The organism is Leisingera sp. ABD4_442 (assembly GCF_056160905.1).
In genome coordinates this window covers 37,778-63,945 of record NZ_JBSWYB010000024.1, presented here as the reverse complement: position 1 = coordinate 63,945, position 26,168 = coordinate 37,778, and the positions used below count along the sequence as shown (strand labels likewise).

Below are 26,168 nucleotides of genomic sequence, written 5' to 3'. Positions count from 1 at the left end.
GCGCAGCGCGCGGTGCCAGGCCCAAGGCCGCACGGAAGGCGCGCCGGGGCAGCCGGGGCACCTGCGGGCGCGGGAGCGCTGCGTCAGGCCTTGCGCTGAGGATTGCGGCAGTGGCGGGGGGCGGCGGCGCCAGGCTCTGCTGCGCCGCAGTAACTGCAGCGCCAAACCCCTTCCGCCCGGGCCTGGCGCCAGCGGCAATTGCGGGTCAGGCTTGTGGACATGCGGCGCCACAGGAAGTAGCCGAACACGCCAGCCAGCAGAATAAGAAGCAATACGGGCATGGCCTTGTTTAATCCGAGGCCGCCCGGGCCTCAACAGCCATGCGCTTCAGGCCGCCTGGTAATAGGGGACGGGCCAGTCTTCCGCCTCGGCAGGTTCTGCCGCGGGCAGCGGCTCAGGGCTGAAATAGGCAAAGGCCTGCTCCAGCGCCGCAAGCGCCTCTTGCGCGGTCTGGTCATGTTCTGTGCTGCGCGGGTCCATCGGGTTGCCTCCGTAGTCTGGCACGATCCTCCCCTGGACTGAATACTAGGCTCTGCCTGCCGCTGCCGCATCAGCTGATTGCGCAAAGGCGCAATGCAGGCAGTGCATTGCACAGGTCCCGGCAGGCTGCGTCAGCCGATCAGCAGTTCCCCCGCCAACCCAAGCGCAAAGCCGGCAACCGCCCCTAGCGCAGGCGCGCTGCTGCGGCTGCTGTGCGCCTTGGGTGCGATGTCCTGAAACAGCAGATAGAGGATGCCGCCCGCAGCAAAGATCATAATCGCGCCCAGCACCGCAACCGCCTCGGCCAGCCAGATCAGCCCCGCCAGCGCACAGAGCGGTCCCAGCACCGCGAGACCCAAGAAGGCCAGCAGCACATGGCTGGCCGGGCTGTCGCCGCTCCAGACCTCCCGGAAAGCAGCAAAACCCTCGGGCAGGTTCTGCAGGAATATCATCAGCGCCAGCAGCTTGGCGGTGGCCGCATCAGCCACCAGCATCGCCCCCAGCGCCATCGCCTCCGGCAGGTAATCCAGCAGCATCGCCAGCAGCAAGGCGCCGCTGCCGCCATGGCGCTGCAGGAGGGTATCGACCAAGTAGAACACCAGACCGCCCGCGGCAAACAGGCCAACCGCCCAGGCGGCAGGCAGCGCCTCCGCCGCTTCCGGAACCAGCACCAGTGCCACGGCTGAAGCCAGGGCGCCGCCGCCAAAGGCCGCAATCGTGTGCAGTACCCGGTCGCGCAGCATCGGGTCGCGGATATGCTCGCACCAGGCCAGAAGCCCGCCCAGCGGCATGGCAAGCCCGGCGATGCCGGCCAGCAGGATGGCATAGAAATGCGGTTGCATTCCGGCAGCTTAGGGCACAGCCTGACGCCTCTCAACCGCTTTGGTTCAGCTGTTGATGCAGCTTGTCGCCTGTGCCGCCTGCACCTCTGTCACGGTGCCGCCAGGCTGCACCGTCCGCAGCACCGTGGCCCCGGCCCCATGGCCAAGGAATTCCGTGCTCACCCGGTACGGGCCGGCAATCCCGGCGGCCTCTATGCAGCCGGGGATCCTTGCGTCAGTCGCCGCCAGCTGGGCGCCAATGCGGTCGTGGTCCGTTGCTGTCATGCAGCCCGCCAGGGTGATCAGCGCGCCCGCAGCACATCCAAGAAACTTCATGCCCGACTTCCAAAGCCTGCCAAAAACATACCCCCGGTTTCGCAGGAAACCGGGGGTCATGCAATTTTCATCATTGCAAACGGCGGATCCTTGCGGACCGCCGCCGGCATCACACGGTGCGCTCGACCATCATCTTCTTAATATGCGCAATTGCCTTGGCCGGGTTCAGGCCCTTGGGGCAGGTCTTGGCGCAGTTCATGATGGTATGGCAGCGGTAGAGCTTGAACGGGTCTTCGAGGTTGTCCAGACGCTCGCCCGTGGCTTCATCGCGGCTGTCGATGATCCAGCGGTAGGCATGCAGCAGCGCGGCCGGCCCCAGATATCGGTCGCCGTTCCACCAGTAGCTCGGGCAGGAAGTCGAGCAGGAGGCGCACATCACGCACTCATACAGCCCGTCCAGCTTCTTACGGTCCTCGATGGACTGCTTCCACTCTTTCGCCGGGCGGTTGGTCTTGGTCTCCAGCCACGGCATGATCGAGGCGTGCTGGGCATAGAAATGCGTCAGATCCGGGATCAGGTCCTTCACCACCGGCATATGCGGCAGCGGGTAGATCGCGACATCGCCCTTGATCTCATCCATGCCGTAGATGCAGGCCAGCGTGTTGATGCCATCGATGTTCATCGCGCAGGAACCGCAGATGCCTTCGCGGCAGGAGCGGCGGAAGGTCAGCGTCGGGTCGATCTCGTTCTTGATCTTGATCAGCGCGTCCAGAACCATCGGGCCGCAGCTGTCCATGTCGACGAAATAGGTGTCGACCCGCGGGTTCTGGCCGTCATCGGGATTCCAGCGGTAGATCTTGAACTTGCGCACATTGCTGGCGCCCTCCGGCTTGGGCCAGGTTTTGCCGGTGGTGATCTTAGAGTTCTTCGGGAGGCTGAATTGAACCATGGTCTGTCTCCTTAGAACGTCCGCGCCTTGGGCGCGATTTTCTTGAGGCTGATGCCGCCTTCGCCTTCGGTTGTCAGCGGATCCACGATCACCGGGCGGTAGGACAGATCAACCTTGTTGCCCTCCACGCGGGAGACGGTGTGGACACGCCAGTTTTCATCATCACGCGCTGTGAAGTCCTCATGCGCATGGGCGCCGCGGCTTTCCTTGCGCGCTTCGGCGCCGACGATGGTGGCCAGCGCGTTTGGCATCAGGTTGGTCAGCTCCAGCGTCTCCATCAGGTCGGAGTTCCAGACCAGCGAACGGTCGGTGACGGCCAGATCGTCCATCTTGGCAGCGATCGCGGTCATCTTCTCCACGCCTTCGGCCATGGTTTCCGCGGTACGGAACACCGCCGCATCGGCCTGCATGCACTTCTGCATCTCCAGCCGCAGATCCGCGGTCGGAATGCCGCCCTTGGCGTTGCGCAGAGTGTCGAAACGGTCAAACGCCTTGTCGACAGAGGCCTGGTTCAGCACCGGGTTCGCCGCGTCGGCATCCACTACCTTGCCCGCACGGATGGCGGAGGCCCGGCCAAAGACCACTAGGTCAATCAGCGAGTTGGAGCCAAGCCGGTTGGCGCCATGCACCGAGGCGCAGCCCGCCTCGCCCACCGCCATCAGGCCCGGCACCACGGCAGTCGGATCCTCGGCGGTCGGGTTCAGCACCTCACCCCAGTAGTTGGTCGGAATACCGCCCATGTTGTAATGCACCGTGGGCAGAACCGGAATCGGCTCCTTGGTGACGTCCACGCCGGCAAAGATCTTGGCGCTTTCCGAAATACCCGGCAGCCGTTCCGCCAGCGCCTCGGCTGGCAGGTGGGAGAGGTTCAGGTGAATATGGTCGCCCTCGGCGCCCACACCGCGGCCTTCGCGGATTTCCATGGTCATGGAGCGGGAAACATAGTCGCGCGGCGCCAAGTCCTTGTACTGGGGCGCATAGCGCTCCATGAACCGTTCGCCCTCGGAGTTGGTCAGGTAACCGCCCTCGCCCCGCGCGCCCTCGGTGATCAGGCAGCCGGAGCCGTAGATGCCGGTCGGGTGGAACTGCACGAACTCCATGTCCTGAAGCGCCAGGCCTGCCCGAGCCACCATGCCGCCGCCGTCGCCGGTGCAGGTGTGCGCCGAAGTGGCGGAGAAATAGGCACGGCCATAGCCGCCGGTCGCCAGCACCACCATCTTGGCGTTAAAGACATGCATGGTGCCGTCGTCCAGCTTCCAGCACACAACGCCCTGGCACTGCCCGTCCTCGGACATGATCAGGTCGATGGCGAAATACTCGATGTAGAACTCGGCATTGTTCTTGAGGCTCTGACCATACAGCGTATGCAGGATCGCGTGGCCGGTCCGGTCGGCGGCGGCGCAGGTGCGCTGCACTGCGGGGCCTTCACCGAACTCGGTAGTGTGGCCGCCGAACGGGCGCTGGTAGATCTTGCCTTCCTCGGTGCGCGAGAAGGGCACGCCGTAATGCTCCAGCTCATAAACCGCCTTGGGGGCCTCGCGCGCCAGGTATTCCATCGCGTCGGTGTCACCCAGCCAGTCCGAGCCCTTGACGGTGTCATACATATGCCACTGCCAGCTGTCCGGCCCCATGTTGCCCAGGGACGCGGCAATGCCGCCCTGCGCCGCCACGGTGTGGGAGCGGGTCGGGAACACCTTGGTCACGCAGGCGGTGCGCAGGCCCTGTTCGGCCATGCCCAGCGTCGCACGGAGGCCAGCCCCGCCGGCGCCAACCACGACCACGTCATATTCATGTGTTTCGTATTCGTAAGCAGCCATTGATGGAAACCTCGGGGAGTTACAGGGCCAGGCGGATCAGCGCATAAACGCTGGTCGCGGCGACGGCATAGGACAGGCAGTTGACCAGAATGATCGTCAGGCGGCCTTTCAGCCCGTGAACATAATCCTCGATCATGGTCTGGGCGCCGGATTTGAAGTGCATCATGCCGACCCACATGGTCAGCGCCGCCACGATCGCCGGGAATGGCCGGGAATAATAGGCAGTGATTTCCTCATAAGTGCCGCCCAAAGCGCAGCCGAAGGTGAAGACAAACAACGGCACCAGGATCAGCAGAGCAATCGAGCTCACCTGCATCGACCAGTGATGTTCCGTTCCGGATTTTGCAGCGCCCATGCCAACGGCGCGCTTGCGGTCAGTCAGATATCGCATTGCGTGTGCCTCCCGGGCTTAGACGATGATGATGGTCAGGACGGTCAGAACGGCAGAGCCGATCACCACGAACCAGCCCAGCTTCTCGGCCTGCTCCAGATCCAGCATCATGCCGTTGTCCCAGATCAGATGCCGGATGCCCGCCAGCGTGTGATACCACAGGCCCAGCGCCGACAGCGTCATCACCAGATCGCCGAACCAGCTGGTCAGCAGGCCGTTGGCAACGGCGAAATACCCGGGCGAGGTTGCGGCGGCCAGGAACCACCAGGCGATCAGCAGCGCCGAGACGATCAGCGCATTGCCGGTGATCCGTGTCAGGATCGACGTCACAGAGGTCAGCTGCGGCCGGTAGACCTGCAAGTGCGGCGAAAGCGGGCGGTTGCCCCGATTGACATCGGCCATGTTGGCTCCTTTCCGGTTGGCTGACGACGTTTTAGCCGATTTTTACGTCGTGTCACCCGAAGGAAGGGTTAAAAACCGTGTGAAATTGCTCCGTTGGCGCTAAAAGGCCACGGCTTGTGATCACAGCAAATAATTAGTGATCACAAATCTCCGGATTGAAAAATTTTTGCAGAATCAGGGGCTGTTCTGCAAATCACTGCAAAGCCCGCGCCCGTTTGCCCGCACCCGGGAGAAGCTCTGCGGTCTGCCTGGCAATCTCTCTCACCAGTTTTTTGCGTATTCTTGACGGATAGTCGGCAAAGCTGGCGGCTGTGACCACAAAGGCCCCCTCGCCGCGGATCACATTTTCATAGAAATAGGCGGTCAGGTCCGGCTCGCTCTGTTCGATCGCAATGGCATTCACGGTTACTCCGGCAGCCGCCAGCGCTGCATGGGCCTCGCGCGGCTCCACACCTTCATTGGAGAACCCGTCTCCGGACACATCTATCACCCGGCGCCTGCACTCTGGCACAGCCGAAAACTGCTCCAGCGACAGAAACAGCGCCTCCCCTACTGCGGTGGAATAATTGCGCCACGGCCGCGGCGCTTGTTCGATCCGCTGCGCCAGCGCTTCGACGTCAGCAAAACCCTGCACTTGCGCCCAGGGCAGCGTCACCTCCTGGCGCGACTCGCCTGACCATTGCAGCAGCAGCACCTGAGCGCGCGCTTTGACCAGCGCCTCGGACACTACCCCGTCGCGCAAGCCGGCCGCCAGCCCATCCATCTGAACACGGTATTCATCGGCATCGACAGAGCCGGAGACATCCACAGCAAGGACCAATGCCAGATCGCAGGCCGCTGTGCGCAGCGGCCAGAGGGAGAGCATGGAGAAAACCAGAAGCTGCAAAACCCGCATGCCGCCAGCTTAAGCGGCAATCGCACCAAGGGTCATCACATTTCTGCCAGCCCCCTGTTCTTCTGGCTGAAAATATCCTGGGGGTGAGCGCCAGCGGCGCGAGGGGGCAAAGCCCCCTGCCCGGTCACTTCGGCATCAGGGCCCAATAATCGAGATCCAGCAGCACATCCGGCAGATACTTGCCATCCTCGCCCTTCAGCTCAAACGGTGCGCCCCCCTTAGTGGCCACCAGCCGCAGCCGGATCGCGCCAACACCCGGCGCCGCGGTATCCGCCTTGTCCAGCACCTCGGACCAGGCCCGCACCGTCAGCCCCGACAGGCAGGGGTTGGCGTGCGCCCCGCCATTCAGGCCCACGATCATCTGCGCATTGGCCAGCCCGTTGAACGACAGCGTCCGCGCCATCGAGATCACATGGCCGCCATAGATCAGCCGGGTGCCATCCGGGCGCGCGGTATTGTCGAAATGCACCTTGGCAGTGTTCTGCCACAGGCGGGTCGCCATCATATGCTCGGCTTCCTCGATGGTGACGCCATCCACATGGTCGATGGTCTCGCCCACCTCGTAATCGCCCCAGCGGTGCGGCTCGCCGGCCAGGGTGAAGTCGTAGTTGCTGAAATCCAGCCCCGCCGGGATCACCAGCTGCTCCGCCGGGATCACCTTGTCCAGCTCCGGGATCACCGTCTCGGGCGCCAGCGCAGAAATATCACGTTTGCGCACCATCACCCAGCGCACGTACTCCATTACGCATTCGTCCCGCTGGTTCAGCCCGCGGGTGCGCGCATAGACCACGCCGGACTTGCCGTTGGAATTCTGCTTGAGCCCGATCACCTCGGACTCCGAGCGCAGCGTGTCGCCGGGATAGACCGGCAGCAGCCAGCGCCCCTCGGCATAGCCGAGGTTCGCCAGCGCGTTCAGAGAAATGTCCGGCACCGTCTTGCCGAACACCACATGGAAAGCCGCCAGATCGTCCAGCGGCGCCGAGGGCAGACCAGAAGCCCGGGCAAATTCATCCGAAGAATAGAGCGCATGGCGCGCCGGGTAGAGCGCATGGTAAAGTGCCCGCTCGCCGCCCGATACAGTGCGGGGCACTGCATGGCGGATCACTTCGCCGACGGCATAGTCTTCGAAAAACCGGCCCGGATTGGTCTTGGCCATCAGTGTTCTCCCAGTTTGGTCTCAGGGGTGTAGGTTCCGTCCGCTTCCTTCACCACCGCCTGGCCGCAGCGCATGATCCCCTTGACGGGATCAAAGGTCTGGGTCGGGCTGCCATGCAGCTCCCAGCCCTTGTTCAGCGCATCGGTCACCTTGTGGCAGAAGGCAGAGGTGTCGTCCTCGGACAAAAATCGGTAGAGTTTCATGGCTTCCTATCCTGCTGAGGGCCTATCCCGGAAAAGGCGACGGCCCGACCATGGAATGGACGTAGCCGATCACCCCCATCAGGACAATCGAGGCGGCAAAGAACATCGCATCCTTGGCAATCGAGCCCTTCGGCCCCGGCTGCCACTCAGGTTCGGACCGGTTGATCACGATGACCTCAGCCACCGCCCAGGCCAAAAGCCCGCCGAACAGGATGATCGAAGCCAGATCGCCATTGACCAAGAGATGCGCCGTGGCCCAGAGCTTGAAGCCCGCCAGCATCGGATGGCGCATGCCGCTCAGCAGCGCGCCCTTCTTCGGCGCCGGGCTCATCATGTAGATGGCGATCAGCACCAGCAGGTTGTTGATATGCACCATGAAGGACGGCGGCGCCCAAACATGGATGAAATCCGTGCTGCGGTAACCCAGCACCATCAGCACAACGCCGGCAACCAGCACCAGCGCAACCGCGCCGCGCCCGCCGTTGCCCATGGCGGCGCGGGCATCCGGCGCCAGCCGCTTGAACAGGTGGCCGCCCCACCACAACAGGATGCCTATGAGCAAAAGCGTCATCTCAGTCTCCCAAAGCTGTTAAACGCGTCAACAGCTAGGCCGAAAGCGCGGCGATTGCATCCGCTTTTGCCAGGATCTCACGCGCCGTCACCACATGCAGGTTCTCAACTATCCGGCCATCGACGACAGCAACACCCTGCCCTGCGGCCTGCGCCTCGTCAAAAGCGGCGATCTGGCGGCGCGAGGTATCGATCTCGCGCTCGGTCGGGGCAAAGGCAGCATTGGCCACCTCCACCTGCGCCGGGTGGATCAGGGTCTTGCCGTCAAAGCCCATGTCGCGGCCTTGCGCGCATTCCGCCGCCAGCCCCTCAACATCCTTAAACGCGTTATAGACGCCATCGACGATCACCAGCCCCTCGGCCTTGGCCGCCAGCAGGCACAGGCCCAGCCCTGCCATCATCGGCATCCGGTCGGGACGGTAGCGAGTCTGCAGTTCCTTGGCCAGGTCATTGGTGCCCATCACCATACCCTGCAGCCTGGGGTGCGCCGCAATCGCCGCGGCATTCAGCATCCCGCGCGGTGTTTCCATCATCGCCCACAGCGGGATATCCCCGGTGATTTCGGCCAGCGCATCCAGGTCCTCCGGCGCACTCACCTTGGGCAGCAGAATCGCGTCGCAATCCATCTTGGCCGCGGCAATGGCATCCTCGCGGCCCCAGGGCGTGTCCAACCCGTTGATGCGCACGATTTTCATCCGCGCGCCATAGCCGCCGGCCTCCAAGGCTTGTGCCAAGGTCGCACGGGCATTGGGTTTTTCATCGGCCGAGACAGCGTCCTCCAGATCAAAGATCACGGCGTCCACCGGCAGGGTTTTGGCCTTCTCCAGCGCACGCGCGTTGGAGCCGGGGATATACAAAACCGAACGGTAAGGGCGCGCGCGCGGGTCCATGGAACCTCTCCAAAAGTTATTTTGTTGCGTAAAGCGGTACAGATTCGATTGTATACTTTCAAGTACAATTCCGCCGCAGCGCAGCGTAACCTTTCGCGCGATTGCAGCAAGCAACTGATAAAATGTGTGAATTTCCGGCGAACGCCCAGTTAACCACTTATCAGCACCTGGCAGGCACACTGAAAGATACCAAGGCACAGGACACTGCCGCCGCACCAGGCCGCACCTGATGCCTGCAGGCATGGGGCCTGCATTTCGAATTGCGTTACACACCGGCCCGCACAGGGACACCGGGGGCTGCCGTCAGGCACCCTGCTCTGTCCGGCCGTTCCGGAAAGGGTAAAACGAGATGAAACACTCAATCTTCGCACTGCCGCTGGCGCTGGCCGCGCTGGCCCTGGCCGCCGCGCCTGCCACCGCCCAAAGCCGCAACTGCGCCCCGCGCGATACAGTGGTGAAACGGCTGGCCGAAAAATACGGCGAAAGCCGCCAAAGCATCGGCATGGGCCAGCAGGGCATGGTGATGGAAACCTTCGCTTCCGCCGACACCGGCAGCTGGACCATCACGGTGACCACCCCCAACGGCATGACCTGTCTGGTCGCCTCCGGCCAATCCTATGAAGTGCTGGCAGAGGCGCTGCCGGACGCCGAAAGCGACGCCTGAGCAGTCTTTGAGGCAGGTTTCCAGGCTGTCTGACAAGCGGCCGGGGATGCCGCGCGGGCTGGCCGCAGAAAGCAACTGATGAGCAGCAGTCAGGTCAGCCCGTCCCAGATCAGCTTGGTGCCGGTCACCAGCAGCAGCACATAGGTGAGCGCAAAGAACCAGCGTTCCGGAATGCTATGATGCAATTTCACTCCCAGCCAGGCGCCGAGCAAGGCAAAGGGCGCCAGCAGCAGGTCCAGCAGCAGGGTTTCACGTGTGAACATCCCCAGCCCCGCATAGGGCACCGCCTTGGCAATATTGATCGCCCAGAAGATCAGAACCGTGCAGGCCTGGTATTCAGTCTTCCGCAACTTGAGGCTGAGGAGATAGACCGCGGCCGGCGGCCCGCCCGCGTGGCTGACAAAACTGGTGAACCCCACCGCCAGCCCGGCCAGCGCCCCTGCCCCGGTGGACAGCGGCGTCTCAGTGGCCAGCCGCAGCCCCAGACGCCCGCGCAGCTGCCACAGCACAAAGCCAACGGAAACGGCGCCGATCAGCACCCGCATCGCATCGCCGTCCACCGCCGAATACAGCCAGGCGCCCAGTGCCACGCCGGGCAAGCCGCCGCCAATCAGCAGCAATGACGCCCGCAGGTTCCAGCGCCCCCAATAGGGCCGCAGCGTGGCCATGTCGATCAGCATCAGCAAGGGCAGCATCAGCGCCAGCGCCATGCCCGGCTCCAGCACCAAAGCCAGAATCGAAGCCGAGGCAAAGGCCGCGCCGGAACCGAAACCGCCCTTGGACACGCCCGCAAAAACGACCGCAGGAATGGCAAAAACGAAAAACATCGCATCAATTGCTGCCATCACCCGCCCTCTGAAACCCCCGGATTACTGACGGTTTAGCGGTATCAACGCGGTATACACAAGCATACAGCACCCTTTGCCGCAGCGCAGAACCCTTGCACGGCCCGGTTTTACGCCGTAGGCATCAGGAAATTTCAACCGGACCGGAGACATTTTCCAATGGCACGACCCAAAATCGCCCTCATCGGCGCAGGTCAGATCGGCGGCACCCTCGCACATCTCGCAGCCCTCAAGGAACTGGGCGACGTCGTTCTCTTCGACATTGCCGAAGGCATCCCCGAAGGCAAGGCGCTGGACATCGCAGAATCCGGTCCCTCCGAGGGCTTCGACGCCTCCCTGAAGGGCACCCAGTCCTATGAGGACATCGCAGGCGCCGATGTCTGCATCGTGACCGCCGGCGTGCCGCGCAAGCCGGGCATGAGCCGCGACGACCTGCTGGGCATCAACCTGAAGGTGATGAAATCCGTCGGCGAAGGCATCCGCGACCACGCGCCGAACGCCTTCGTGATCTGCATCACCAACCCGCTGGACGCGATGGTTTGGGCCCTGCGCGAATTCTCCGGCCTGCCCCACTCCAAGGTCTGCGGCATGGCCGGCGTGCTGGACTCCGCCCGCTTCCGCCACTTCCTGGCCGAGGAATTCGGCGTCTCCATGAAAGACGTCACCGCATTTGTTCTGGGCGGCCACGGCGACACCATGGTGCCGTCGGTGCGCTATTCCACCGTTGCCGGCATCCCGCTGCCCGACCTGGTCAAGATGGGCTGGACCACCCAGGAGCGCCTGGACGCGATCCTGCAGCGTACCCGTGACGGCGGCGCCGAAATCGTTGGCCTGCTGAAAACCGGTTCCGCCTTCTACGCGCCGGCCACCTCCGCAATCGAAATGGCCGAAGCCTATCTGAAGGACCAGAAGCGCGTGCTGCCCTGTGCCGCCTATTGCGACGGCGAGCTGGGCGTCAAGGACATGTATGTGGGCGTGCCCACCGTGATCGGCGCCGGCGGCATCGAAAAAGTGGTGAACATCCAGCTGAACGAAGAAGAACAGGCCATGTTCGACAATTCGGTCAACGCCGTGAAAGGCCTGGTCGAGGCCTGCAAGGGCATCGACAGCTCATTGGCCTAAGCCGCAAAGCTTCAGACAGTTCAGAGGGTCCGCTTCGGCGGGCCCTTTTCCTTTTGCCGCAGCGTCGCGGTTCCGGCGGCTGACGTTTTTGCGCCATGATACGGCGGTAGCGGCCTATGGCATGCAACCTCGAATCACAGCCGTTAAGCTTCCGCTAATTTGTGATCACACCCCTGAAAACCGTGATCACAAAAGTTGAAAATCTTCATCATTTCCCTGCCCCCTGTCAAAAAAGCCTTTAACACTTGGCTTTAAGACGGCCTATTGAAGCCAGACAATTGCAGCCAGACGGGACAGTTTCAAATGAACATCCACGAATATCAGGCCAAAGCCCTCCTTCGCAGCTACGGTGCTCCGGTGTCCGACGGACGCGTGGTGCTGAAGGCCGAAGACGCCAAAACCGCCGCAGGCGAACTGGACGGGCCGCTTTGGGTCGTCAAGGCACAGATCCATGCAGGCGGCCGCGGCAAGGGCTCCTTCAAGGAAGCCGACGCCGGCGAAAAAGGCGGTGTGCGCCTGACCAAATCCGTGGAAGAAGCGGCCGAGGAAGCCAAGAAGATGCTGGGCCGCACCCTGGTCACGCACCAGACCGGCCCGGCCGGCAAGCAGGTGAACCGCATCTACATCGAGGCGGGCTCCGGCATCCAGACCGAGCTGTACCTGGCGCTGCTGGTGGACCGCCAGACCTCGCGCATCTCCTTTGTCTGCTCCACCGAGGGCGGCATGGACATCGAGGAAGTGGCCGCCGCCACCCCGGAAAAGATCCTGTCCTTCTCTGTCGACCCGGCCACTGGCTACCAGGCCTACCACGGCCGCCGCATCGCCTTCTCGCTGGGCCTTGAGGGCGCTCAGGTCAAGCAATGCGTCAAGCTGATGGGCCAGCTCTATAAAGCCTTCGTCGAGAAGGACATGGAGATGCTGGAGATCAACCCGCTGATCGTCGGCGACGACGGCAGCCTCAAGGTGCTGGACGCCAAGGTCGGCTTTGACGGCAACGCGGTCTACCGCCACGCCGACGTCGCTGAGCTGCGCGACACCACCGAGGAAGACCCGAAAGAGCTGGAAGCCTCCAAGTACGACCTGAACTACATCGCGCTGGATGGCGAGATCGGCTGCATGGTGAACGGCGCAGGGCTCGCGATGGCCACCATGGACATTATCAAGCTTTACGGCGCTGAGCCTGCCAACTTCCTCGACGTGGGCGGCGGCGCCACCAAGGAGAAGGTGACCGAAGCGTTCAAGATCATCACCTCCGACCCCAACGTCAAAGGCATCCTGGTCAACATCTTCGGCGGCATCATGCGCTGCGACGTGATCGCCGAGGGCGTGGTCGCCGCGGTGAAGGAAGTCGGCCTGAAGGTGCCGCTGGTGGTCCGCCTTGAAGGCACCAACGTTGAGCAGGGCAAGGAGATCATCAACACCTCCGGCCTCGACGTGATCGCCGCCGACAACCTGAAAGACGGCGCCGAGAAGATCGTGAAAGCGGTGAAGGGCTAAGGGCCAGATCCGGTGAAGGCGGCTGTCTACCTCATAGGCTTGCGGCAGGCGACGGGCCGGGCGGAGCTGATGCAGCGGGAGCTGGATCAGGCCGGGCTCTCGGCTGAGCGCGTTGATGCGGTGGACAGCACCGAGATCAGCCGCGAGGAGATGCTCAAACAATGCGCACCTGAGGGCAACTGGGGCTATTTCCAGACCAAGGACATGGCCTGCACCCTCAGCCATGCCAAGGCCTGGGAGGCGCTGCTGGCGTCAGACGCCGATGTGGCGCTGATCCTGGAGGATGACGTTTTCCTGTCGCCCGACACCGGCGCCTGGCTGGCGGATCTGTCCTGGTGGCCCGCAGATGCCGGCATCGTCAAGTTCGAACGCTGGCGGGCCAAGAAACTGCAGGTGGCACTTGGCAAGGATGGCTTCACCCATCTTGGCCGCGAGGTGCGCCAGATGCTGTCCCGCCATGCCGGCGGCGCGGCCTATGTGATCTCGCGCCAGGCTGCACAGCACCTGCTGGACAGCCGCCCGTTCGAAATCACCCTGGACAACTTGCTGTTCAACTTTGACGCCTCGCTGCCGGCGCGCGCGCTCAAGGTCTATCAGGTGCAGCCTGCACTTGCCGAACAGGGCAACGAGGCCCCCGGCGAGCACGCTATCGGCCCGGCGCGCCACCGGCCCAAGGGCTGGCCGCTGATCCGCCAGAAACTCCGGCGCGGGATCTATGAGTTCCGCGGCGGCTTCCGAATACTTCCCAGCGTGGTCCTGGGGCGGGCCACCCTCGAAAAAATCCGCTTCGACGGCCGTTCCCTGGCCACCCCGCAGACCCAACACACACATACCGCTTGAAGGAACCAAAAACATGGCAGTCCTTATCGACGAAAACACCAAGGTCATCTGTCAGGGCTTTACCGGCTCTCAAGGCACATTCCACTCCGAGCAGGCCATCGCCTATGGCACCCAGATGGTCGGCGGCGTGACCCCCGGCAAAGGCGGCCAGACCCACCTGAACCTGCCGGTCTTCAACTCGGTGCATGAAGCCAAGCATGTGACCGAAGCCAATGCCTCCGTGATCTACGTGCCGCCGCCGTTTGCCGCGGATTCCATCCTTGAGGCGATCGACGCCGAAATGGAAGTGATCGTGGCGATCACAGAAGGCATCCCGGTTCTGGACATGATGAAGGTGAAGCGGGCGCTGGAGAACTCCTCCTCAATCCTGATCGGCCCCAACTGCCCCGGCGTGATTACGCCTGACGCCTGCAAAATCGGCATCATGCCCGGCCACATCCACCGCCGCGGCTCCGTCGGCGTGGTGTCCCGCTCCGGCACCCTGACCTATGAGGCGGTGAAGCAGACCACCGACGTGGGCCTGGGCCAGTCGACCTGCGTCGGCATCGGCGGCGACCCGATCAAGGGCACCGAGCATATCGACGTGCTGGAATGGTTCCTGGCCGACGATGAGACCGAGAGCATCATCATGATCGGCGAAATCGGCGGCTCCGCCGAGGAAGAAGCGGCGCAGTTCCTGGCCGATGAGGCCAAGAAGGGCCGCAAGAAGCCGGTGGCAGGCTTCATCGCAGGCCGCACCGCCCCTCCGGGCCGCCGCATGGGCCACGCGGGCGCGATTGTCGCCGGCGGCAAGGGCGGCGCCGAGGACAAGATCGAAGCGATGAAATCCGCAGGCATCGTTGTCGCCGAAAGCCCGGCCGGCCTGGGTGAAGCGGTGCTGAAAGCGATCGGCAAGTAAGATGGCTCCCGCAGCGCGCCATGGCAGTGTCCAGCGCTCGTCCCGGCGGGGAGGGTGCGAAGCGCCCGCCCCGTTTTGCCGGAGGCAAACCTCCGGTTTGACGGGGGCGGGACGGGCGCTGCCAGGCGCCCTGCGCCGGGCAATCGTGTGCATGCTTGCTTTAGGCATATGCCCTGCTGCCAATGCTGAAGCCCATGAATTCAAAGAATTTGCCAGCCTTGTTTCCGCGTGTATCGATGAAACCAGCTACGATCTTGAAAGGCATGGCGCAGTTGCACGTTTGCATTCCGAGCTTTCGCTTCGCCCGCTCGCTCAAAACGAAGAAAAGAAATTCGCGTCACTTTCCTTAAATGCGGCTTTGAGCAGATCGTTTGTTTCTCTTGAAGACCTGCCTGCTGAGGCGCTGAAGAAGTTTTTTTCCAATGATGATTTTTCCGAGCGCTGGTATGACAGAATTCATGAAAAAAACCGTTCGGAACTAAGCCGCGCAAAGCAGCCTGCGTTGTTTAGAGAAAGCGCCATGCTTGACGACAAGCGGCGTGTGCGCTCCCTTTGGTGGTTCGATGGCGATCACAAGCTGCCTATCGAGTTTTCCCTTTCCAGCTTGGTCAGAGGTGCTTTTGCAGTCTGCACCGTAACAAACATTCCTGAGGATTGGGCAACAGCTCTGTTGTCGCACGAGGACCTGTCATTTAGCGCGTCCAGGGCGGATAGCTATGAGCACTTCACTGCTAAGATTGACACATTTCCTGGCATTCTGACGTCTCTGTTCCACTCGGCAACCGGGCGCGAACAAGAGCATGACATGCTGCAGGCAGAAATTCACCTGATGCAGTTTCCCGATTTTTTACCCGAGGGAAGTAGTTCTTCCCCTTGGGTACTTACCGTCAAGACAATCCCGACCCTGTGAGGCTAAGATGACCGAACAAAGCCCAAACGACCTCTTCCACGCCTCCTCTTTCATGCAGGGGCACAATGCGGAGTATCTGGAGCAGCTCTATGCCCGTTACGCCAATGACCCGGGCGCGGTGGATGCCGCCTGGGCCGAATTCTTCCGCCAGATGGGCGACGCTGAACTGGACGTGAAGGCAGAGGCCAAAGGCCCCTCCTGGGCGCGCGGCGACTGGCCGCCGGCCCCAAATGACGATCTGACCGGCGCGCTGACCGGCGAATGGCCGGCCCCCGCCGAGGCCAAGGGCGCGGGCAAGAAAATCAAGGACAAGGCCGCTGCCAAGGGCGTTGAGGTCACCGATGATCAGATTCAGCGCGCGGTGCTGGACTCGATCCGCGCCCTGATGCTGATCCGCGCCTACCGGATCCGCGGCCATCTGGCGGCTGATCTGGACCCGCTGGGCATGCGCGCCGCCACTCCGCATCCGGAGCTGGACCCGAAATCCTATGGTTTCACGGACGGCGACATGGACCGGCCGATCTTCCTCGACAACGTGCTGGGCTTGCAGGTCGCCACCATGCGCCAGATCGTCGAGATCGTGAAACGCACCTACTGCGGCACCTTTGCGCTGCAGTACATGCATATCTCCGACCCGGAGCAGGCCAGCTGGCTGAAGGAACGGATCGAGGGCTACAACAAGGAAATCACCTTTACCCGCGAGGGCCGCAAGGCGATCCTCAATAAGATGGTCGAGGCGGAGGGCTTCGAGAAATTCCTGCACGTCAAATACACCGGCACCAAACGGTTCGGCCTCGACGGCGGCGAGAGCCTCATCCCGGCGATGGAGCAGATCATCAAGCGCGGCGGCGCGCTGGGTGTGCGCGACATCGTGATCGGCATGCCGCACCGCGGCCGCCTGAATATCCTCGCCAACGTGATGCAGAAACCCTACCGGGCGATCTTCAACGAGTTCCAGGGCGGCAGTTTCAAGCCCGAGGACGTGGATGGCTCCGGCGACGTGAAATACCACCTCGGCGCGTCATCTGACCGCGCGTTTGACGGCAACAATGTCCACCTTTCCCTCACCGCCAACCCCTCCCACCTGGAGGCGGTGAACCCGGTGGTTCTGGGCAAGGTCCGCGCCAAGCAGGATCAGTTGGGCGACAAGGACCGCAGCCAGGTGCTGCCGATCCTGCTGCATGGCGACGCGGCCTTTGCCGGCCAGGGCGTGGTGGCGGAATGCTTTGCGCTCTCGGGCCTCAAGGGCCACAAGGCCGGCGGCACCATGCATATCGTGGTGAACAACCAGATCGGTTTCACCACCGCGCCGCATTTCTCGCGCTCCTCCCCCTACCCCACCGACAACGCGCTGGTGGTTGAGGCGCCGATCTTCCACGTGAACGGCGACGACCCGGAGGCGGTGGTGCACGCGGCCAAGGTCGCCACTGAGTTCCGCCAGAAGTTCCACAAGGACGTGGTGCTGGACATCTTCTGCTACCGCCGCTTCGGCCACAACGAAGGCGACGAGCCGATGTTCACCAATCCCTTGATGTACAAGAAGATCAAGGGCCACAAGACCACCCTCAGCCTGTACACCGACCGCCTGGTCAAGGATGGCCTGATCCCCGAAGGGGAGATTGAGGATATGAAGGCCGCCTTCCAGGCGCATCTGAACGAAGAGTTCGAAAGCGGCAAGGACTACAAGCCCAACAAGGCCGACTGGCTGGACGGGCGCTGGTCGCATCTGGACAAGAAGGACGCAGACTACCAGCGCGGCCGCACCGCGATCGCGCCAGAGACCCTGGCCGAGATCGGCACCGCCCTCAGCCGCGTGCCCGAGGGCTTCCCGCTGCACCGCACCGTCGGCCGGGTTCTGGACGCCCGCGGCAAGATGTTCGAAAGCGGCGAGGGTTTTGACTGGGCCACCGGCGAGGCGCTGGCCTTTGGCTCATTGATGCTGGAAGGCTACCCGGTGCGCCTGGCAGGCCAGGACGCCACCCGCGGCACCTTCTCGCAGCGCCATTCCGGCATCGTCAACCAGGAGACCGAGGAGCGGTATTTCCCGCTCAACAACATCCGCGCCGGCCAGTCCCAGTATGAGGTGATCGACTCGGCCCTCAGCGAATATGCGGTGCTGGGTTTTGAATACGGCTACTCGCTGGCGGAACCCAATGCGCTCACTCTGTGGGAGGCCCAGTTCGGCGACTTCGCCAACGGCGCCCAGATCATGTTCGACCAGTTCATCTCCTCCGGTGAAAGCAAATGGCTGCGGATGTCGGGCCTCGTCTGCCTGCTGCCGCACGGGTTTGAGGGCCAGGGGCCGGAGCACTCCTCCGCCCGGCTGGAGCGCTTCCTGCAGATGTGCGGCCAGGACAACTGGATCGTGGCCAACTGCACCACGCCGGCCAACTACTTCCACATCCTGCGCCGCCAGCTGCACCGCACCTTCCGCAAGCCGCTGATCCTGGTCACGCCGAAGTCGCTGCTGCGCCACAAGCTGGCGGTCAGCAAGGCAGAGGAATTCACCACCGGCTCCAGCTTCCACCGGGTGCTGTGGGACGACGCGCAGCACGGTAACTCCGACACCCAGCTGGTGGCGGACGACAAGATCAAGCGTGTGGTGATGTGCTCGGGCAAGGTCTACTACGACCTCTTGGAAGAACGCGACGCCCGCGGCATCAATGACGTCTACCTGATGCGGATCGAGCAGTTCTACCCGTTCCCCGCCATCTCGATGGTGAAGGAGCTGGAACGCTTCAAGCAGGCGGAAATGGTCTGGTGCCAGGAAGAGCCCAAGAACCAGGGCGCCTGGACCTTCATTGAGCCCAACATCGAATGGGTGCTGACCCGCATCGGCGCCAAGCACACCCGGCCCGTCTATACAGGCCGTGCCACCTCGGCCTCGCCCGCAACCGGCCTGGCCAGCGAACACAAAGCCCAACAAGCAGCCCTCGTGAACGAAGCGCTGAGCATCTGAGGATAAAGAGACATGACAACCGAAGTCCGCGTACCCACCCTGGGCGAATCCGTGACCGAGGCCACCGTGGCCACCTGGTTCAAGAAGCCCGGCGACAGCGTCAATGCCGATGAAATGCTTTGCGAACTGGAAACCGACAAGGTGACTGTCGAAGTGCCCTCGCCTGCCGCCGGGACATTGGGCGAGATCGTTGCCGCAGAAGGCGACACCGTCGGCGTTGATGCGCTGCTGGCCACCCTGACCGAAGCCAACGGCGCTGCCGCAGCCCCTGCCGCGCCCTCTGCTGGAAAGGCGGCGGCACCGGCTCCTGCTGCTGCGTCCTCCGGCGATAACGGCGCGCCGGTGCCGGTCATGGTTCCCGCACTTGGCGAGTCGGTCTCCGAGGCGACTGTGTCCTCCTGGTTCAAAAAGGTGGGCGACAGCGTCGCGCAGGATGAAATGCTGTGCGAGCTGGAAACCGACAAGGTCTCTGTCGAGGTTCCCGCCCCCGCACCCGGCGTGCTGACCGAGATCATGGCGGCGGAAGGCGCCACCGTGCAGGCTTCCTCGCAGCTGGGTGTGATCGCCTCCGCCGCCGCCGGTGCCGCCGCAGCCCCTGCCGCAGCCCCTGCCCCGGCCGCCGCTGCCGGCAGCTCCAAGGATGTGGCCAACGCACCCTCGGCCGAAAAGGCTATGGCAGAAGCCGGCATTGATGGCACGCAGGTCGCCGGCACCGGCCGGGACGGGCGCATCATGAAGGAAGACGTCGCCGCCGCCGTGGCCGCTGCCAAGGCGGCGCCGCCCGCGGCACCTGCCCCGGCACCTGCCCAGGTGCGCGGCCCCGTCACCGCCGATGACGCGGCGCGTGAAGAGCGGATCAAGATGACCCGCCTGCGCCAGACCATCGCCAAGCGCCTGAAGGACAGCCAGAACACCGCCGCCATGCTGACCACCTACAACGAGGTCGACATGACCGAGGTGATGGCGCTGCGCAACGAGTACAAGGACCTGTTCCTGAAGAAGCACGGCGTAAAACTGGGCTTCATGTCCTTCTTCACCAAGGCCTGCTGCCACGCGCTGAAAGAAGTGCCGGAGGTCAACGCCGAGATCGACGGCACCGACATCGTCTACAAGAACTTCGTCCATATGGGCATCGCCGCGGGCACCCCCACGGGCCTGGTGGTGCCGGTGATCCGCGATGCGGACGCGATGTCCTTTGCCGCCATTGAAAAGGCGATTGCCGAAAAAGGCGCCCGCGCCCGCGACGGCAAGCTGTCGATGGCCGAGATGCAGGGCGGCACCTTCACCATCTCCAACGGCGGCGTCTACGGCTCGCTGATGTCCTCGCCGATCCTGAACCCGCCGCAGTCCGGCATCCTGGGCATGCACAAGATCCAGGACCGCCCGATGGCGATCAACGGCAAGGTGGAAATCCGCCCGATGATGTATCTGGCGCTGAGCTATGACCACCGCATCGTCGACGGCAAAGGCGCCGTGACCTTCCTGGTCCGCGTCAAGGAAGCGCTGGAAGATCCGCGGCGTTTGCTGATGGATTTGTAATTAGCTAATTTCCTCTCCGCTGGGCGGGCTATTCCGCCCAGCGGGCAATTCTAGTAACAATACCTCTATTCGATTGGTTTCCCTGAGATGGACCCTAAATGGACAAATCCCGGTATTGAGAACCAAAGAAAAAGAGAATTTTGCAAATTCACCAACGACCTCTTTAAAGAGACTGATCGTGGATGTGTCATCTCGGCCGTTTCGTACCTTGAACTTTTGGTGGAGCGCATCGTTCTTGCACAACTTGGCGACAGCAAAGCTGCGAAGAATTTGACTGGTACTATGCGTCCTCTAGGGGAGTTTAGTGCGCGGTGTGATTTTTGCCTCTGTTTGGGTTTTATTAGTTCAATCGAGCGAAGTGCACTTCGCCAAGCTGCAGAAATTCGCAACAAGTTTGCGCACAATCTTTTTATCGAGTTTTCGGACGAGAGCATTCGAAGCAAAGTTGGCGAACTCAGAAAACATCCTTCGAAAGAAGTCGATGAACAAGAGCTAAATTGGGTTGCCAAGAGCGACTACCGAGCGACCTTTGTAAACTGTGTGAGTTTGCTAGCCTCAAAGATGTTACATCGAGACTTTCTTGTTTCTGAGTCAGTTCGGGAACGAACTGTCGACATCCCAAAGCAGCATACCGAACTCCTAGCACTCATGGACCAACCAGAGGCAGGACAGGCATGACCCTCCCGCTCTGGGGCCTTGTCTGCCTCTCGATCCTCGCCCTGATCCACGTGAGCTGCGACAGCTTCCTGCTAAAGCTATCCGTTGGCAACGCCTGGACCGCAGGCCCGCGCGACACAGCCGTCAGCCGCGGCGCGCGGGCAGGGCGGGCGCGGCGGGCCTTCACCAACTTTCTGGAAACCGCCCCGGTCTTCATCAGCCTCGCCCTGGTTGCGGAACTGGCCGGCCTCAAAAGTTCCCTGATCACCACCGGGCTCTACACCTACCTCGCGGGCCGCGCCCTCTGCCTGCCCGCAAACCTCAGCGGCGTGCCTTACCTGCACACCGCAATCTGGCTCATCGCGACCAGCGGCCCCGCCGCCATGCCCGCAGGGGCGCTCCGCGCATGATGCTTCTTCTGGCCGAAAATATCCCGGGGGAGGCCCGCCAGGGCCGGGGGCAGCGCCCCCTTCCTGACACGGCCAAGCGCACGACGGGATTTCTTGAGCGTAGTCAAAGCGCTCCCCTGCCCTTCCGGTCCATCCTGCTTCCAGAACGGAATAAGGAGAAGACCAATGGCAACTCATGTGCTCTGGCAGGCCGACGTAGCCGATTTCAACGCCTGGCTCACCGTCTTCAGGCAGGACAAGCGCAACCGGCAGGCCGCCGGCATCACCGATCTGAACGTCTGGAGCGATCCGGACCGGAAAAACCACGCCGTGGCGCTGTTCGCGATCACCGATCTGGAGAAGGCCCGCGCCTTTTTCGGCTCGGAGGAACTCGCCATGCACCTTGAACGCGACGGGGTCACCAATATCTCGATCAAGATGTTGACCCCCGTCTGATCCTAAGACCACTATCCCCTAACGCGTGTTCCGCCAAACGGAACCAGGGAGAACAGAGGAAAACCGACCCATGTCCCAATATGACGTCATCGTAATCGGCGCCGGCCCCGGCGGCTATGTCTGCGCCATCCGCTGCGCCCAGCTGGGACTGAAGACAGCTGTTGTCGAGGGGCGCGAGACCCTTGGCGGCACCTGCCTGAACGTCGGCTGCATTCCCTCTAAGGCGCTGCTGCATTCAACCCATCTGCTGCATGAGGCGGAGCACAACTTTGCCCATATGGGCCTCAAGGGCAAAAGCCCCTCGGTCGATTGGGACCAGATGAAGGCCTACAAGGACGAGGTCATCGGCCAGAACACCGGCGGCATCGAGTTTCTGTTCAAGAAGAACAAGATCGACTGGATCAAGGGCTGGGCCTCCATCCCGGCGGCCGGCAAGGTGCAGGTCGGCGGCGAGGTGCATGAGGCCAAGAACATCGTGATCGCCTCCGGCTCGGTGCCCACCTCCATTCCGGGTGTGGAGATCGACGAAAAGATCGTGGTCTCCTCCACCGGCGCGCTGGAGCTGCCGAAGATCCCCAAGAAACTGGCGGTGATCGGTGCGGGCGTGATCGGGCTGGAGCTGGGTTCGGTTTATGCCCGCCTCGGGTCGGAAGTGACCGTGGTGGAATACATGGACGCGGTCTGCCCCGGCATGGACAAGGACGTGCAGCGCAGCTTCAAGCGGATCCTGGAAAAGCAGGGCCTCAACATCATCCTGGGCGCCGCGGTACAGGGGGTGGAGACCACCAAGACCAAGGCCAAGGTCAAATACCAGCCCAAGAAAGGCGGCGACGAGGTCACGCTGGACGCCGATGTTGTGCTGGTAGCCACGGGCCGCAAACCCTACAGCGACGGCCTCGGCCTGGATGCGCTTGGCGTCAAGATGACCGGGCGCGGCCAGATCGCCGCCGACAACCACTGGCGCACCAATATCCCCGGCATCTATGCCATCGGCGATGTGATCGAAGGCCCGATGCTGGCGCACAAGGCCGAGGATGAGGGCATGGCGGTGGCCGAGGTGATTGCCGGCAAGCATGGCCATGTGAATTACGGCGTCATTCCGGGTGTCGTCTACACCACGCCTGAAGTGGCCACCGTGGGTCAGACCGAAGATGCGCTGAAGGCCGAAGGCAAGAAGACCAAGGTGGGCAAGTTCATGTTCATGGGCAACGCCCGCGCCAAGGCCGTCGGCCAGGCTGAGGGCGGCTTTGTCAAAATCATCGCCGACAAGGAAACCGACCGCATCCTGGGCGCCGCGATCATCGGCCCGGCGGCGGGCGACATGATCCACGAACTGTGTGTGGCAATGGAGTTCGGCGCCTCGGCCGAGGATGTGGCGCTCACCTGCCACGCCCACCCGACCTATTCCGAAGCCGTGCGCGAGGCCGCTCTGGCCTGCGGCGACGGACCGATCCACAGCTAAGCGCCGGGCAGAGAGATTTCAGCAAAAAGGGCAGCTTGACGCAGCTGCCCTTTTTCCATTGGCAGGGCGGCAAAGACCGGCTCTAGTGCCCCTGCAATGCAGCCACAGGAGGCCATCAATGCCCGTTTCACTGCAAGTCATCTACCCTGTCAGCGAAGAAAGCCGGTTCGATCACGGCTATTATGCCGCGGCGCATATGGCGCTGGTGGACGAACATATCGCACCGCACACCCAAAGCATCATTGTGACCAAAGGGCTGGCCGGCGGCACGGATGCGCCCGCGCCTTACCATGCTGTCGCAACTATGGTTTTTGCCGATCAGGCGGCAATGGATGCGGCGATGCAGGCGGCCGGCCCCGCCCTGGCCGACATCCCGAATTTCACCAACGTGCAGCCGCAGATCCTGATTGGCGAAGTGATCCGCTGAAAGGGCGCCGGGCTGGCAAGGGGTTGTCCTGCCAGCCAGGCCCGGCACAACGGCCGGCAGGTGAGTGGTGGCGCAAACGCCGGACGGTTGCGCTGGCTGAAATACAAACGCGCAGCAGCCGGATTTCCGCCGCAGGTTCCGAAAGCCGGCGCACAAAAGTTTTGCAAAAACTTTTGCCAAGGAAATTTGAATTTCCTTGCGCCGCCTGCCGCAGCCGCCGCCGCAGATCAGCTCTGCAGCGCGGGCTGTCCTGGATCGAAGCCCGCCTCGCGCATCAGCGCTGCGGAACGGCCTTCAACCCTCGCTTCCAAGTCTTTCATGAAGGCTTTTGGCCGCATCCCGGGCGCCATCGGCTCAAGGAATTCCACCACCCCAAGGCCCGGGTTTCGCATCAGCCCGTTGCGGGGCCAGAAAACGCCGACATTGGTTGCCACGGGAACACAGGCTTGTCCCAGCCCCTCATAGAGCACCGCTGTGCCAACTTTGTATGGTTTCTCGGCGCCCGGCATCACCCGCGTCCCCTGCGGGTAGATCACCAGCTGGCCCGGCTCCCGGCTTTGCGCAGCGACATCTTTGACCATCTTGGCAATCGCCGCACCGCGCTTGCCGCGGTTTACCGGCACGCAGCCCAGACGGCGGGCATAAACCCCGATCACCGGCGTCCACAGCAATTCCCGCTTCATGATGAAACGGGCCGAAGGCAGCGCGTTGAAGATGATCAGAATGTCCAGAAAGCTCTGATGCTTGGCGGCAATGATCACCTCGCCCTCAGGCACCGGGCCGCGCACCTCGGTGCGGATCCCCACCATCCAGGACGCGCTCCACAGCACCCAGCGGCAATAGGTTTTGCAGGCCGCCCGGGCGCCCTTGCGCGACACCACCGCCCAGGGCGCGAACACCAGGCCCAGAACCAGCATCGAGGCATAAACATGGATGTCAAACAGCACCGAGCGCAGCAGCCGGAAAAGACGCATCACGACAGTTCTCCCAAACGTTTGGTGGCCGCGCGGGTGGTGGCGGCAAAGGCCACCAGCGCACCCAGCGGCGGGATCAGCAACGGCACCAGCCAGCCCCAGCCCTGAAAGCCAAGCCCGGTGAGGAAACCGCCCTCGTCAGAGGCTTCCGGCATCAGCCAGACCCCGGTCATGCCCAGTGCCACACCTGCCGCGGCGCCGGTCAGCGCCCGCAGCGTGAAGCGGCGGATGAAGGCCTGGGCGATATAGCTGTCCAGCGCGCCGACCAGCCGCAGCACCTCGATCACCTGGGCGTTGGCGGCCAGCGCCGCATTGGCGGCCAGGGTGATCATCGCGGCGGTGGCGCCGCCGATCAGCAGGATCGACACCCAGGCCAGCCGCCGCAGCGCCTGCGCGGCCTCTACCAGCGGGGCCCGCCAGCGGGTGTGGTCATCCAGCACCGCGCCCGGCACTTCGGCCTGCAGGCGCAGCCGCAGCCCCTGGGCGTCATAGCCGCTTTCCTCCCCTGTCACCTCGATGAGCTGCGGCAGCGGCAGGTCGCCCAGCGGCAGGCTGGCGCCGAACCAAGGTGCCAGCAGCGCCGCCTGCTCCTCGCCGGTAAGCGCGCGGGCAGTGGCCACGCCAGGCGTCTGGCGCAGGATGTCCAGCGCCGCCTCTGTCTGCGCCGCGCGCTGCTCAGCCGGGGCATTGATGCGCAGGGTGGCGGCACGCGCCAGCTCCGAGGCCCATTGGTCTGCCAGCCTGCCTGATGCCATCGACAGCGCCAGCGCAAACACCGCCAGAAAGGCCATGGCGCCGGATACAAACAGCGTCAGCTGGGCGGTAAAGCCGCTGGGCGGCACCACCCGGTTGGCCTGGGCATCGCCCAGGATCAGCTTGCGCAGCCTGCCCTCGCTCATAGATCCGCCCCCGCCAGCTGCAATTGCCGGTTCGAAATCCGCAGCACCCGCGCCTGCACCTGGTTCTTGGCGGCGCGGATCAGCGACAGGTCATGGGTGGCGACCAGGATGGTCTTGCCCATCCGGTTCAGCTCCACCAGGAGCTGCAGCAGCCGCTGCGACATTTCCCAATCCACATTGCCGGTGGGTTCATCCGCGATGATCACATCCGGCGACAGGATCACCGAGCGCGCAAGCGCCGCCCGCTGCCGCTCACCGCCCGACAGCTCCGGCGGCAGCGCATGGGCGCGTTCCGACAGGCCGACCCAATTCAGCAATTCCCGCAGATTGGCCTCCTCATGGTTCAGCTCGCGCCCCGAAACCAGCAGCGGCAGGGCAATATTTTCAATGACCGGCAGATGGTCCAGGAACCGGCAGTCCTGATGCACGACCCCCACCCGGCGGCGCAGATAGGCCATCTGGTCGCGGTCCAGCCCATGCACATCCATGTTGAAGGCGCGCACCCGGCCCGCGGTTGGCATCAGCGCCCCGTAGCAAAGCTTCAGAAGGGTGGTCTTGCCAGCGCCGGACGGTCCGGTCAGAAAGTGGAAGGACCCCGGTGCCAGCTGCACCGACACGGCATCCAGCAGCTCGCCGCCGCCGTAGTTATAGCCTACATTTTCCAGCTCAATCACTGCCGCCCCCTGATTGCGCGCCAGCTGGCGCCCGGGTGTTTTGCCCCATGGGGGCTGCAGTTTCAATGGGGGCTTCAACGGGCGTTCTGTTGCCGGGAAACCCGGG

The 26,168-nt window shown here is 63.2% G+C and carries 29 protein-coding genes; 13 read left to right on the top strand and 16 right to left on the bottom strand.

Annotation, left to right across the window (positions count from 1 at the left end; all coding sequences use genetic code 11):
* Positions 1–327: 327 nt before the first annotated feature.
* From ACXAHG_RS16440 to ACXAHG_RS16385, 12 genes are all read right to left on the bottom strand, one after another.
* Positions 328–504 (bottom strand): hypothetical protein, encoded by a 177-nt coding sequence (locus tag ACXAHG_RS16440; RefSeq protein WP_475041552.1) that lies wholly within the window; start codon positions 502–504, stop codon positions 328–330.
* 107 nt (positions 505–611) lie between these two features.
* The gene (locus ACXAHG_RS16435; RefSeq protein WP_475059008.1) at positions 612–1,322 is read right to left on the bottom strand and encodes a ZIP family metal transporter; all 711 of its coding nucleotides are present in this window, start codon (positions 1,320–1,322) and stop codon (positions 612–614) included.
* 45 nt (positions 1,323–1,367) lie between these two features.
* On the bottom strand, positions 1,368–1,637 hold the full coding sequence (locus tag ACXAHG_RS16430; RefSeq protein WP_475041549.1) for a hypothetical protein: 270 nt from the start codon (positions 1,635–1,637) through the stop codon (positions 1,368–1,370).
* A gap of 109 nt (positions 1,638–1,746) precedes the next feature.
* Entirely contained in the window at positions 1,747–2,526 is a 780-nt protein-coding gene (locus ACXAHG_RS16425) for a succinate dehydrogenase iron-sulfur subunit (RefSeq protein ID WP_475041548.1), read from the bottom strand.
* Between the two features lie 11 nt (positions 2,527–2,537).
* The gene (sdhA, locus tag ACXAHG_RS16420) at positions 2,538–4,343 is read right to left on the bottom strand and encodes a succinate dehydrogenase flavoprotein subunit (protein WP_475059005.1); all 1,806 of its coding nucleotides are present in this window, start codon (positions 4,341–4,343) and stop codon (positions 2,538–2,540) included.
* Positions 4,344–4,362: 19 nt separating this feature from the next.
* Positions 4,363–4,734, bottom strand: a complete 372-nt coding sequence (gene sdhD, locus ACXAHG_RS16415; RefSeq protein ID WP_475041546.1) for a succinate dehydrogenase, hydrophobic membrane anchor protein — start codon at positions 4,732–4,734, stop codon at positions 4,363–4,365.
* 18 nt (positions 4,735–4,752) lie between these two features.
* Entirely contained in the window at positions 4,753–5,136 is a 384-nt protein-coding gene (gene sdhC, locus ACXAHG_RS16410; RefSeq protein ID WP_475041544.1) for a succinate dehydrogenase, cytochrome b556 subunit, read from the bottom strand.
* Positions 5,137–5,329: 193 nt separating this feature from the next.
* Positions 5,330–6,031, bottom strand: coding sequence for a DUF1194 domain-containing protein (locus tag ACXAHG_RS16405; RefSeq protein WP_475059002.1), 702 nt, complete (start codon positions 6,029–6,031; stop codon positions 5,330–5,332).
* Positions 6,032–6,155: 124 nt separating this feature from the next.
* Positions 6,156–7,187 (bottom strand): MaoC family dehydratase, encoded by a 1,032-nt coding sequence (locus ACXAHG_RS16400; RefSeq protein ID WP_475058999.1) that lies wholly within the window; start codon positions 7,185–7,187, stop codon positions 6,156–6,158.
* On the bottom strand, positions 7,187–7,390 hold the full coding sequence (locus ACXAHG_RS16395) for a DUF1737 domain-containing protein (protein WP_024088976.1): 204 nt from the start codon (positions 7,388–7,390) through the stop codon (positions 7,187–7,189). Before ACXAHG_RS16395 ends, ACXAHG_RS16400 begins: the two co-directional genes overlap by 1 nt.
* Before the next feature lie 22 nt (positions 7,391–7,412).
* Positions 7,413–7,961 (bottom strand): NnrU family protein, encoded by a 549-nt coding sequence (locus tag ACXAHG_RS16390; protein WP_475041539.1) that lies wholly within the window; start codon positions 7,959–7,961, stop codon positions 7,413–7,415.
* Between the two features lie 34 nt (positions 7,962–7,995).
* On the bottom strand, positions 7,996–8,850 hold the full coding sequence (locus tag ACXAHG_RS16385; RefSeq protein ID WP_475041538.1) for an HpcH/HpaI aldolase/citrate lyase family protein: 855 nt from the start codon (positions 8,848–8,850) through the stop codon (positions 7,996–7,998).
* Positions 8,851–9,199: 349 nt separating this feature from the next.
* Between ACXAHG_RS16385 and ACXAHG_RS16380 the strand changes: the two genes are divergently transcribed.
* Positions 9,200–9,514 carry a hypothetical protein gene (locus ACXAHG_RS16380; RefSeq protein WP_475041537.1) on the top strand — a complete coding sequence of 105 codons (315 nt, stop codon included), beginning with the start codon at positions 9,200–9,202 and terminating at the stop codon, positions 9,512–9,514.
* An 89-nt stretch (positions 9,515–9,603) separates the two neighbouring features.
* On the opposite strand, the gene ACXAHG_RS16375 is transcribed toward ACXAHG_RS16380, so the two are convergent.
* Positions 9,604–10,359 carry a sulfite exporter TauE/SafE family protein gene (locus tag ACXAHG_RS16375; protein WP_475058996.1) on the bottom strand — a complete coding sequence of 252 codons (756 nt, stop codon included), beginning with the start codon at positions 10,357–10,359 and terminating at the stop codon, positions 9,604–9,606.
* Between the two features lie 159 nt (positions 10,360–10,518).
* Between ACXAHG_RS16375 and mdh the strand changes: the two genes are divergently transcribed.
* From mdh to ACXAHG_RS16315, 12 genes are all read left to right on the top strand, one after another.
* Positions 10,519–11,481, top strand: a complete 963-nt coding sequence (gene mdh, locus ACXAHG_RS16370) for a malate dehydrogenase (protein ID WP_475041536.1) — start codon at positions 10,519–10,521, stop codon at positions 11,479–11,481.
* Positions 11,482–11,784: 303 nt separating this feature from the next.
* Positions 11,785–12,978, top strand: coding sequence for an ADP-forming succinate--CoA ligase subunit beta (gene sucC, locus ACXAHG_RS16365; RefSeq protein WP_475041534.1), 1,194 nt, complete (start codon positions 11,785–11,787; stop codon positions 12,976–12,978).
* A gap of 12 nt (positions 12,979–12,990) precedes the next feature.
* On the top strand, positions 12,991–13,818 hold the full coding sequence (locus ACXAHG_RS16360; RefSeq protein ID WP_475058993.1) for a glycosyltransferase family 25 protein: 828 nt from the start codon (positions 12,991–12,993) through the stop codon (positions 13,816–13,818).
* 13 nt (positions 13,819–13,831) lie between these two features.
* Positions 13,832–14,716, top strand: a complete 885-nt coding sequence (gene sucD, locus ACXAHG_RS16355; RefSeq protein WP_475041531.1) for a succinate--CoA ligase subunit alpha — start codon at positions 13,832–13,834, stop codon at positions 14,714–14,716.
* Between the two features lie 151 nt (positions 14,717–14,867).
* Positions 14,868–15,626 (top strand): hypothetical protein, encoded by a 759-nt coding sequence (locus tag ACXAHG_RS16350; protein ID WP_475041529.1) that lies wholly within the window; start codon positions 14,868–14,870, stop codon positions 15,624–15,626.
* A 7-nt stretch (positions 15,627–15,633) separates the two neighbouring features.
* The gene (locus tag ACXAHG_RS16345) at positions 15,634–18,585 is read left to right on the top strand and encodes a 2-oxoglutarate dehydrogenase E1 component (RefSeq protein WP_475058990.1); all 2,952 of its coding nucleotides are present in this window, start codon (positions 15,634–15,636) and stop codon (positions 18,583–18,585) included.
* A gap of 12 nt (positions 18,586–18,597) precedes the next feature.
* Positions 18,598–20,124, top strand: coding sequence for a 2-oxoglutarate dehydrogenase complex dihydrolipoyllysine-residue succinyltransferase (gene odhB / locus ACXAHG_RS16340; RefSeq protein WP_475041525.1), 1,527 nt, complete (start codon positions 18,598–18,600; stop codon positions 20,122–20,124).
* Between the two features lie 87 nt (positions 20,125–20,211).
* A complete protein-coding gene (locus ACXAHG_RS16335) occupies positions 20,212–20,802 on the top strand; it encodes a hypothetical protein (protein WP_475041524.1) in 591 nt (196 codons plus the stop codon).
* Entirely contained in the window at positions 20,799–21,191 is a 393-nt protein-coding gene (locus tag ACXAHG_RS16330; RefSeq protein WP_475041523.1) for an MAPEG family protein, read from the top strand. The genes ACXAHG_RS16335 and ACXAHG_RS16330 overlap by 4 nt, the downstream gene beginning before the upstream one ends.
* 165 nt (positions 21,192–21,356) lie before the next feature.
* A complete protein-coding gene (locus ACXAHG_RS16325; protein WP_019297079.1) occupies positions 21,357–21,626 on the top strand; it encodes a hypothetical protein in 270 nt (89 codons plus the stop codon).
* A gap of 70 nt (positions 21,627–21,696) precedes the next feature.
* The gene (gene lpdA, locus ACXAHG_RS16320) at positions 21,697–23,088 is read left to right on the top strand and encodes a dihydrolipoyl dehydrogenase (protein ID WP_475041521.1); all 1,392 of its coding nucleotides are present in this window, start codon (positions 21,697–21,699) and stop codon (positions 23,086–23,088) included.
* A gap of 118 nt (positions 23,089–23,206) precedes the next feature.
* Positions 23,207–23,515 carry an EthD family reductase gene (locus tag ACXAHG_RS16315; RefSeq protein WP_475041519.1) on the top strand — a complete coding sequence of 103 codons (309 nt, stop codon included), beginning with the start codon at positions 23,207–23,209 and terminating at the stop codon, positions 23,513–23,515.
* A 227-nt stretch (positions 23,516–23,742) separates the two neighbouring features.
* Here the strand turns inward: ACXAHG_RS16315 and ACXAHG_RS16310 are convergent, their stop codons facing one another.
* Genes ACXAHG_RS16310 through ACXAHG_RS16300 form a run of 3 tightly spaced genes read right to left on the bottom strand, consistent with a single transcriptional unit; the run spans position 23,743 to position 26,062 of the window.
* Positions 23,743–24,489 (bottom strand): lysophospholipid acyltransferase family protein, encoded by a 747-nt coding sequence (locus tag ACXAHG_RS16310; RefSeq protein WP_475045240.1) that lies wholly within the window; start codon positions 24,487–24,489, stop codon positions 23,743–23,745.
* Positions 24,489–25,388 carry a cell division protein FtsX gene (locus ACXAHG_RS16305; protein ID WP_475041518.1) on the bottom strand — a complete coding sequence of 300 codons (900 nt, stop codon included), beginning with the start codon at positions 25,386–25,388 and terminating at the stop codon, positions 24,489–24,491. The genes ACXAHG_RS16310 and ACXAHG_RS16305 overlap by 1 nt, the downstream gene beginning before the upstream one ends.
* On the bottom strand, positions 25,385–26,062 hold the full coding sequence (locus ACXAHG_RS16300; RefSeq protein ID WP_475041516.1) for a cell division ATP-binding protein FtsE: 678 nt from the start codon (positions 26,060–26,062) through the stop codon (positions 25,385–25,387). The genes ACXAHG_RS16305 and ACXAHG_RS16300 overlap by 4 nt, the downstream gene beginning before the upstream one ends.
* Between the last annotated feature and the right edge of the window lie 106 nt (positions 26,063–26,168).

Bases quoted from the DNA above. Each gene is read 5' to 3' on its own strand.
- ACXAHG_RS16400 (WP_475058999.1), bottom strand. From the start codon at position 7,187: ATGGCCAAGACCAATCCGGGCCGGTTTTTCGAAGACTATGCCGTCGGC.
- odhB (WP_475041525.1), top strand. From the start codon at position 18,598: ATGACAACCGAAGTCCGCGTACCCACCCTGGGCGAATCCGTGACCGAG.
- ACXAHG_RS16395 (WP_024088976.1), bottom strand. From the start codon at position 7,390: ATGAAACTCTACCGATTTTTGTCCGAGGACGACACCTCTGCCTTCTGC.
- sdhD (WP_475041546.1), bottom strand. From the start codon at position 4,734: ATGCGATATCTGACTGACCGCAAGCGCGCCGTTGGCATGGGCGCTGCA.
- ACXAHG_RS16405 (WP_475059002.1), bottom strand. From the start codon at position 6,031: ATGCGGGTTTTGCAGCTTCTGGTTTTCTCCATGCTCTCCCTCTGGCCG.
- ACXAHG_RS16335 (WP_475041524.1), top strand. From the start codon at position 20,212: ATGGACCCTAAATGGACAAATCCCGGTATTGAGAACCAAAGAAAAAGA.
- ACXAHG_RS16310 (WP_475045240.1), bottom strand. From the start codon at position 24,489: ATGCGTCTTTTCCGGCTGCTGCGCTCGGTGCTGTTTGACATCCATGTT.
- sdhA (WP_475059005.1), bottom strand. From the start codon at position 4,343: ATGGCTGCTTACGAATACGAAACACATGAATATGACGTGGTCGTGGTT.
- ACXAHG_RS16315 (WP_475041519.1), top strand. From the start codon at position 23,207: ATGCCCGTTTCACTGCAAGTCATCTACCCTGTCAGCGAAGAAAGCCGG.
- sucC (WP_475041534.1), top strand. From the start codon at position 11,785: ATGAACATCCACGAATATCAGGCCAAAGCCCTCCTTCGCAGCTACGGT.
- ACXAHG_RS16345 (WP_475058990.1), top strand. From the start codon at position 15,634: ATGACCGAACAAAGCCCAAACGACCTCTTCCACGCCTCCTCTTTCATG.
- ACXAHG_RS16330 (WP_475041523.1), top strand. From the start codon at position 20,799: ATGACCCTCCCGCTCTGGGGCCTTGTCTGCCTCTCGATCCTCGCCCTG.
- ACXAHG_RS16435 (WP_475059008.1), bottom strand. From the start codon at position 1,322: ATGCAACCGCATTTCTATGCCATCCTGCTGGCCGGCATCGCCGGGCTT.
- ACXAHG_RS16385 (WP_475041538.1), bottom strand. From the start codon at position 8,850: ATGGACCCGCGCGCGCGCCCTTACCGTTCGGTTTTGTATATCCCCGGC.
- ACXAHG_RS16375 (WP_475058996.1), bottom strand. From the start codon at position 10,359: ATGGCAGCAATTGATGCGATGTTTTTCGTTTTTGCCATTCCTGCGGTC.
- sucD (WP_475041531.1), top strand. From the start codon at position 13,832: ATGGCAGTCCTTATCGACGAAAACACCAAGGTCATCTGTCAGGGCTTT.
- ACXAHG_RS16350 (WP_475041529.1), top strand. From the start codon at position 14,868: ATGCTTGCTTTAGGCATATGCCCTGCTGCCAATGCTGAAGCCCATGAA.
- ACXAHG_RS16380 (WP_475041537.1), top strand. From the start codon at position 9,200: ATGAAACACTCAATCTTCGCACTGCCGCTGGCGCTGGCCGCGCTGGCC.
- ACXAHG_RS16390 (WP_475041539.1), bottom strand. From the start codon at position 7,961: ATGACGCTTTTGCTCATAGGCATCCTGTTGTGGTGGGGCGGCCACCTG.
- ACXAHG_RS16425 (WP_475041548.1), bottom strand. From the start codon at position 2,526: ATGGTTCAATTCAGCCTCCCGAAGAACTCTAAGATCACCACCGGCAAA.
- ACXAHG_RS16325 (WP_019297079.1), top strand. From the start codon at position 21,357: ATGGCAACTCATGTGCTCTGGCAGGCCGACGTAGCCGATTTCAACGCC.
- mdh (WP_475041536.1), top strand. From the start codon at position 10,519: ATGGCACGACCCAAAATCGCCCTCATCGGCGCAGGTCAGATCGGCGGC.
- lpdA (WP_475041521.1), top strand. From the start codon at position 21,697: ATGTCCCAATATGACGTCATCGTAATCGGCGCCGGCCCCGGCGGCTAT.
- ACXAHG_RS16430 (WP_475041549.1), bottom strand. From the start codon at position 1,637: ATGAAGTTTCTTGGATGTGCTGCGGGCGCGCTGATCACCCTGGCGGGC.
- ACXAHG_RS16305 (WP_475041518.1), bottom strand. From the start codon at position 25,388: ATGAGCGAGGGCAGGCTGCGCAAGCTGATCCTGGGCGATGCCCAGGCC.
- sdhC (WP_475041544.1), bottom strand. From the start codon at position 5,136: ATGGCCGATGTCAATCGGGGCAACCGCCCGCTTTCGCCGCACTTGCAG.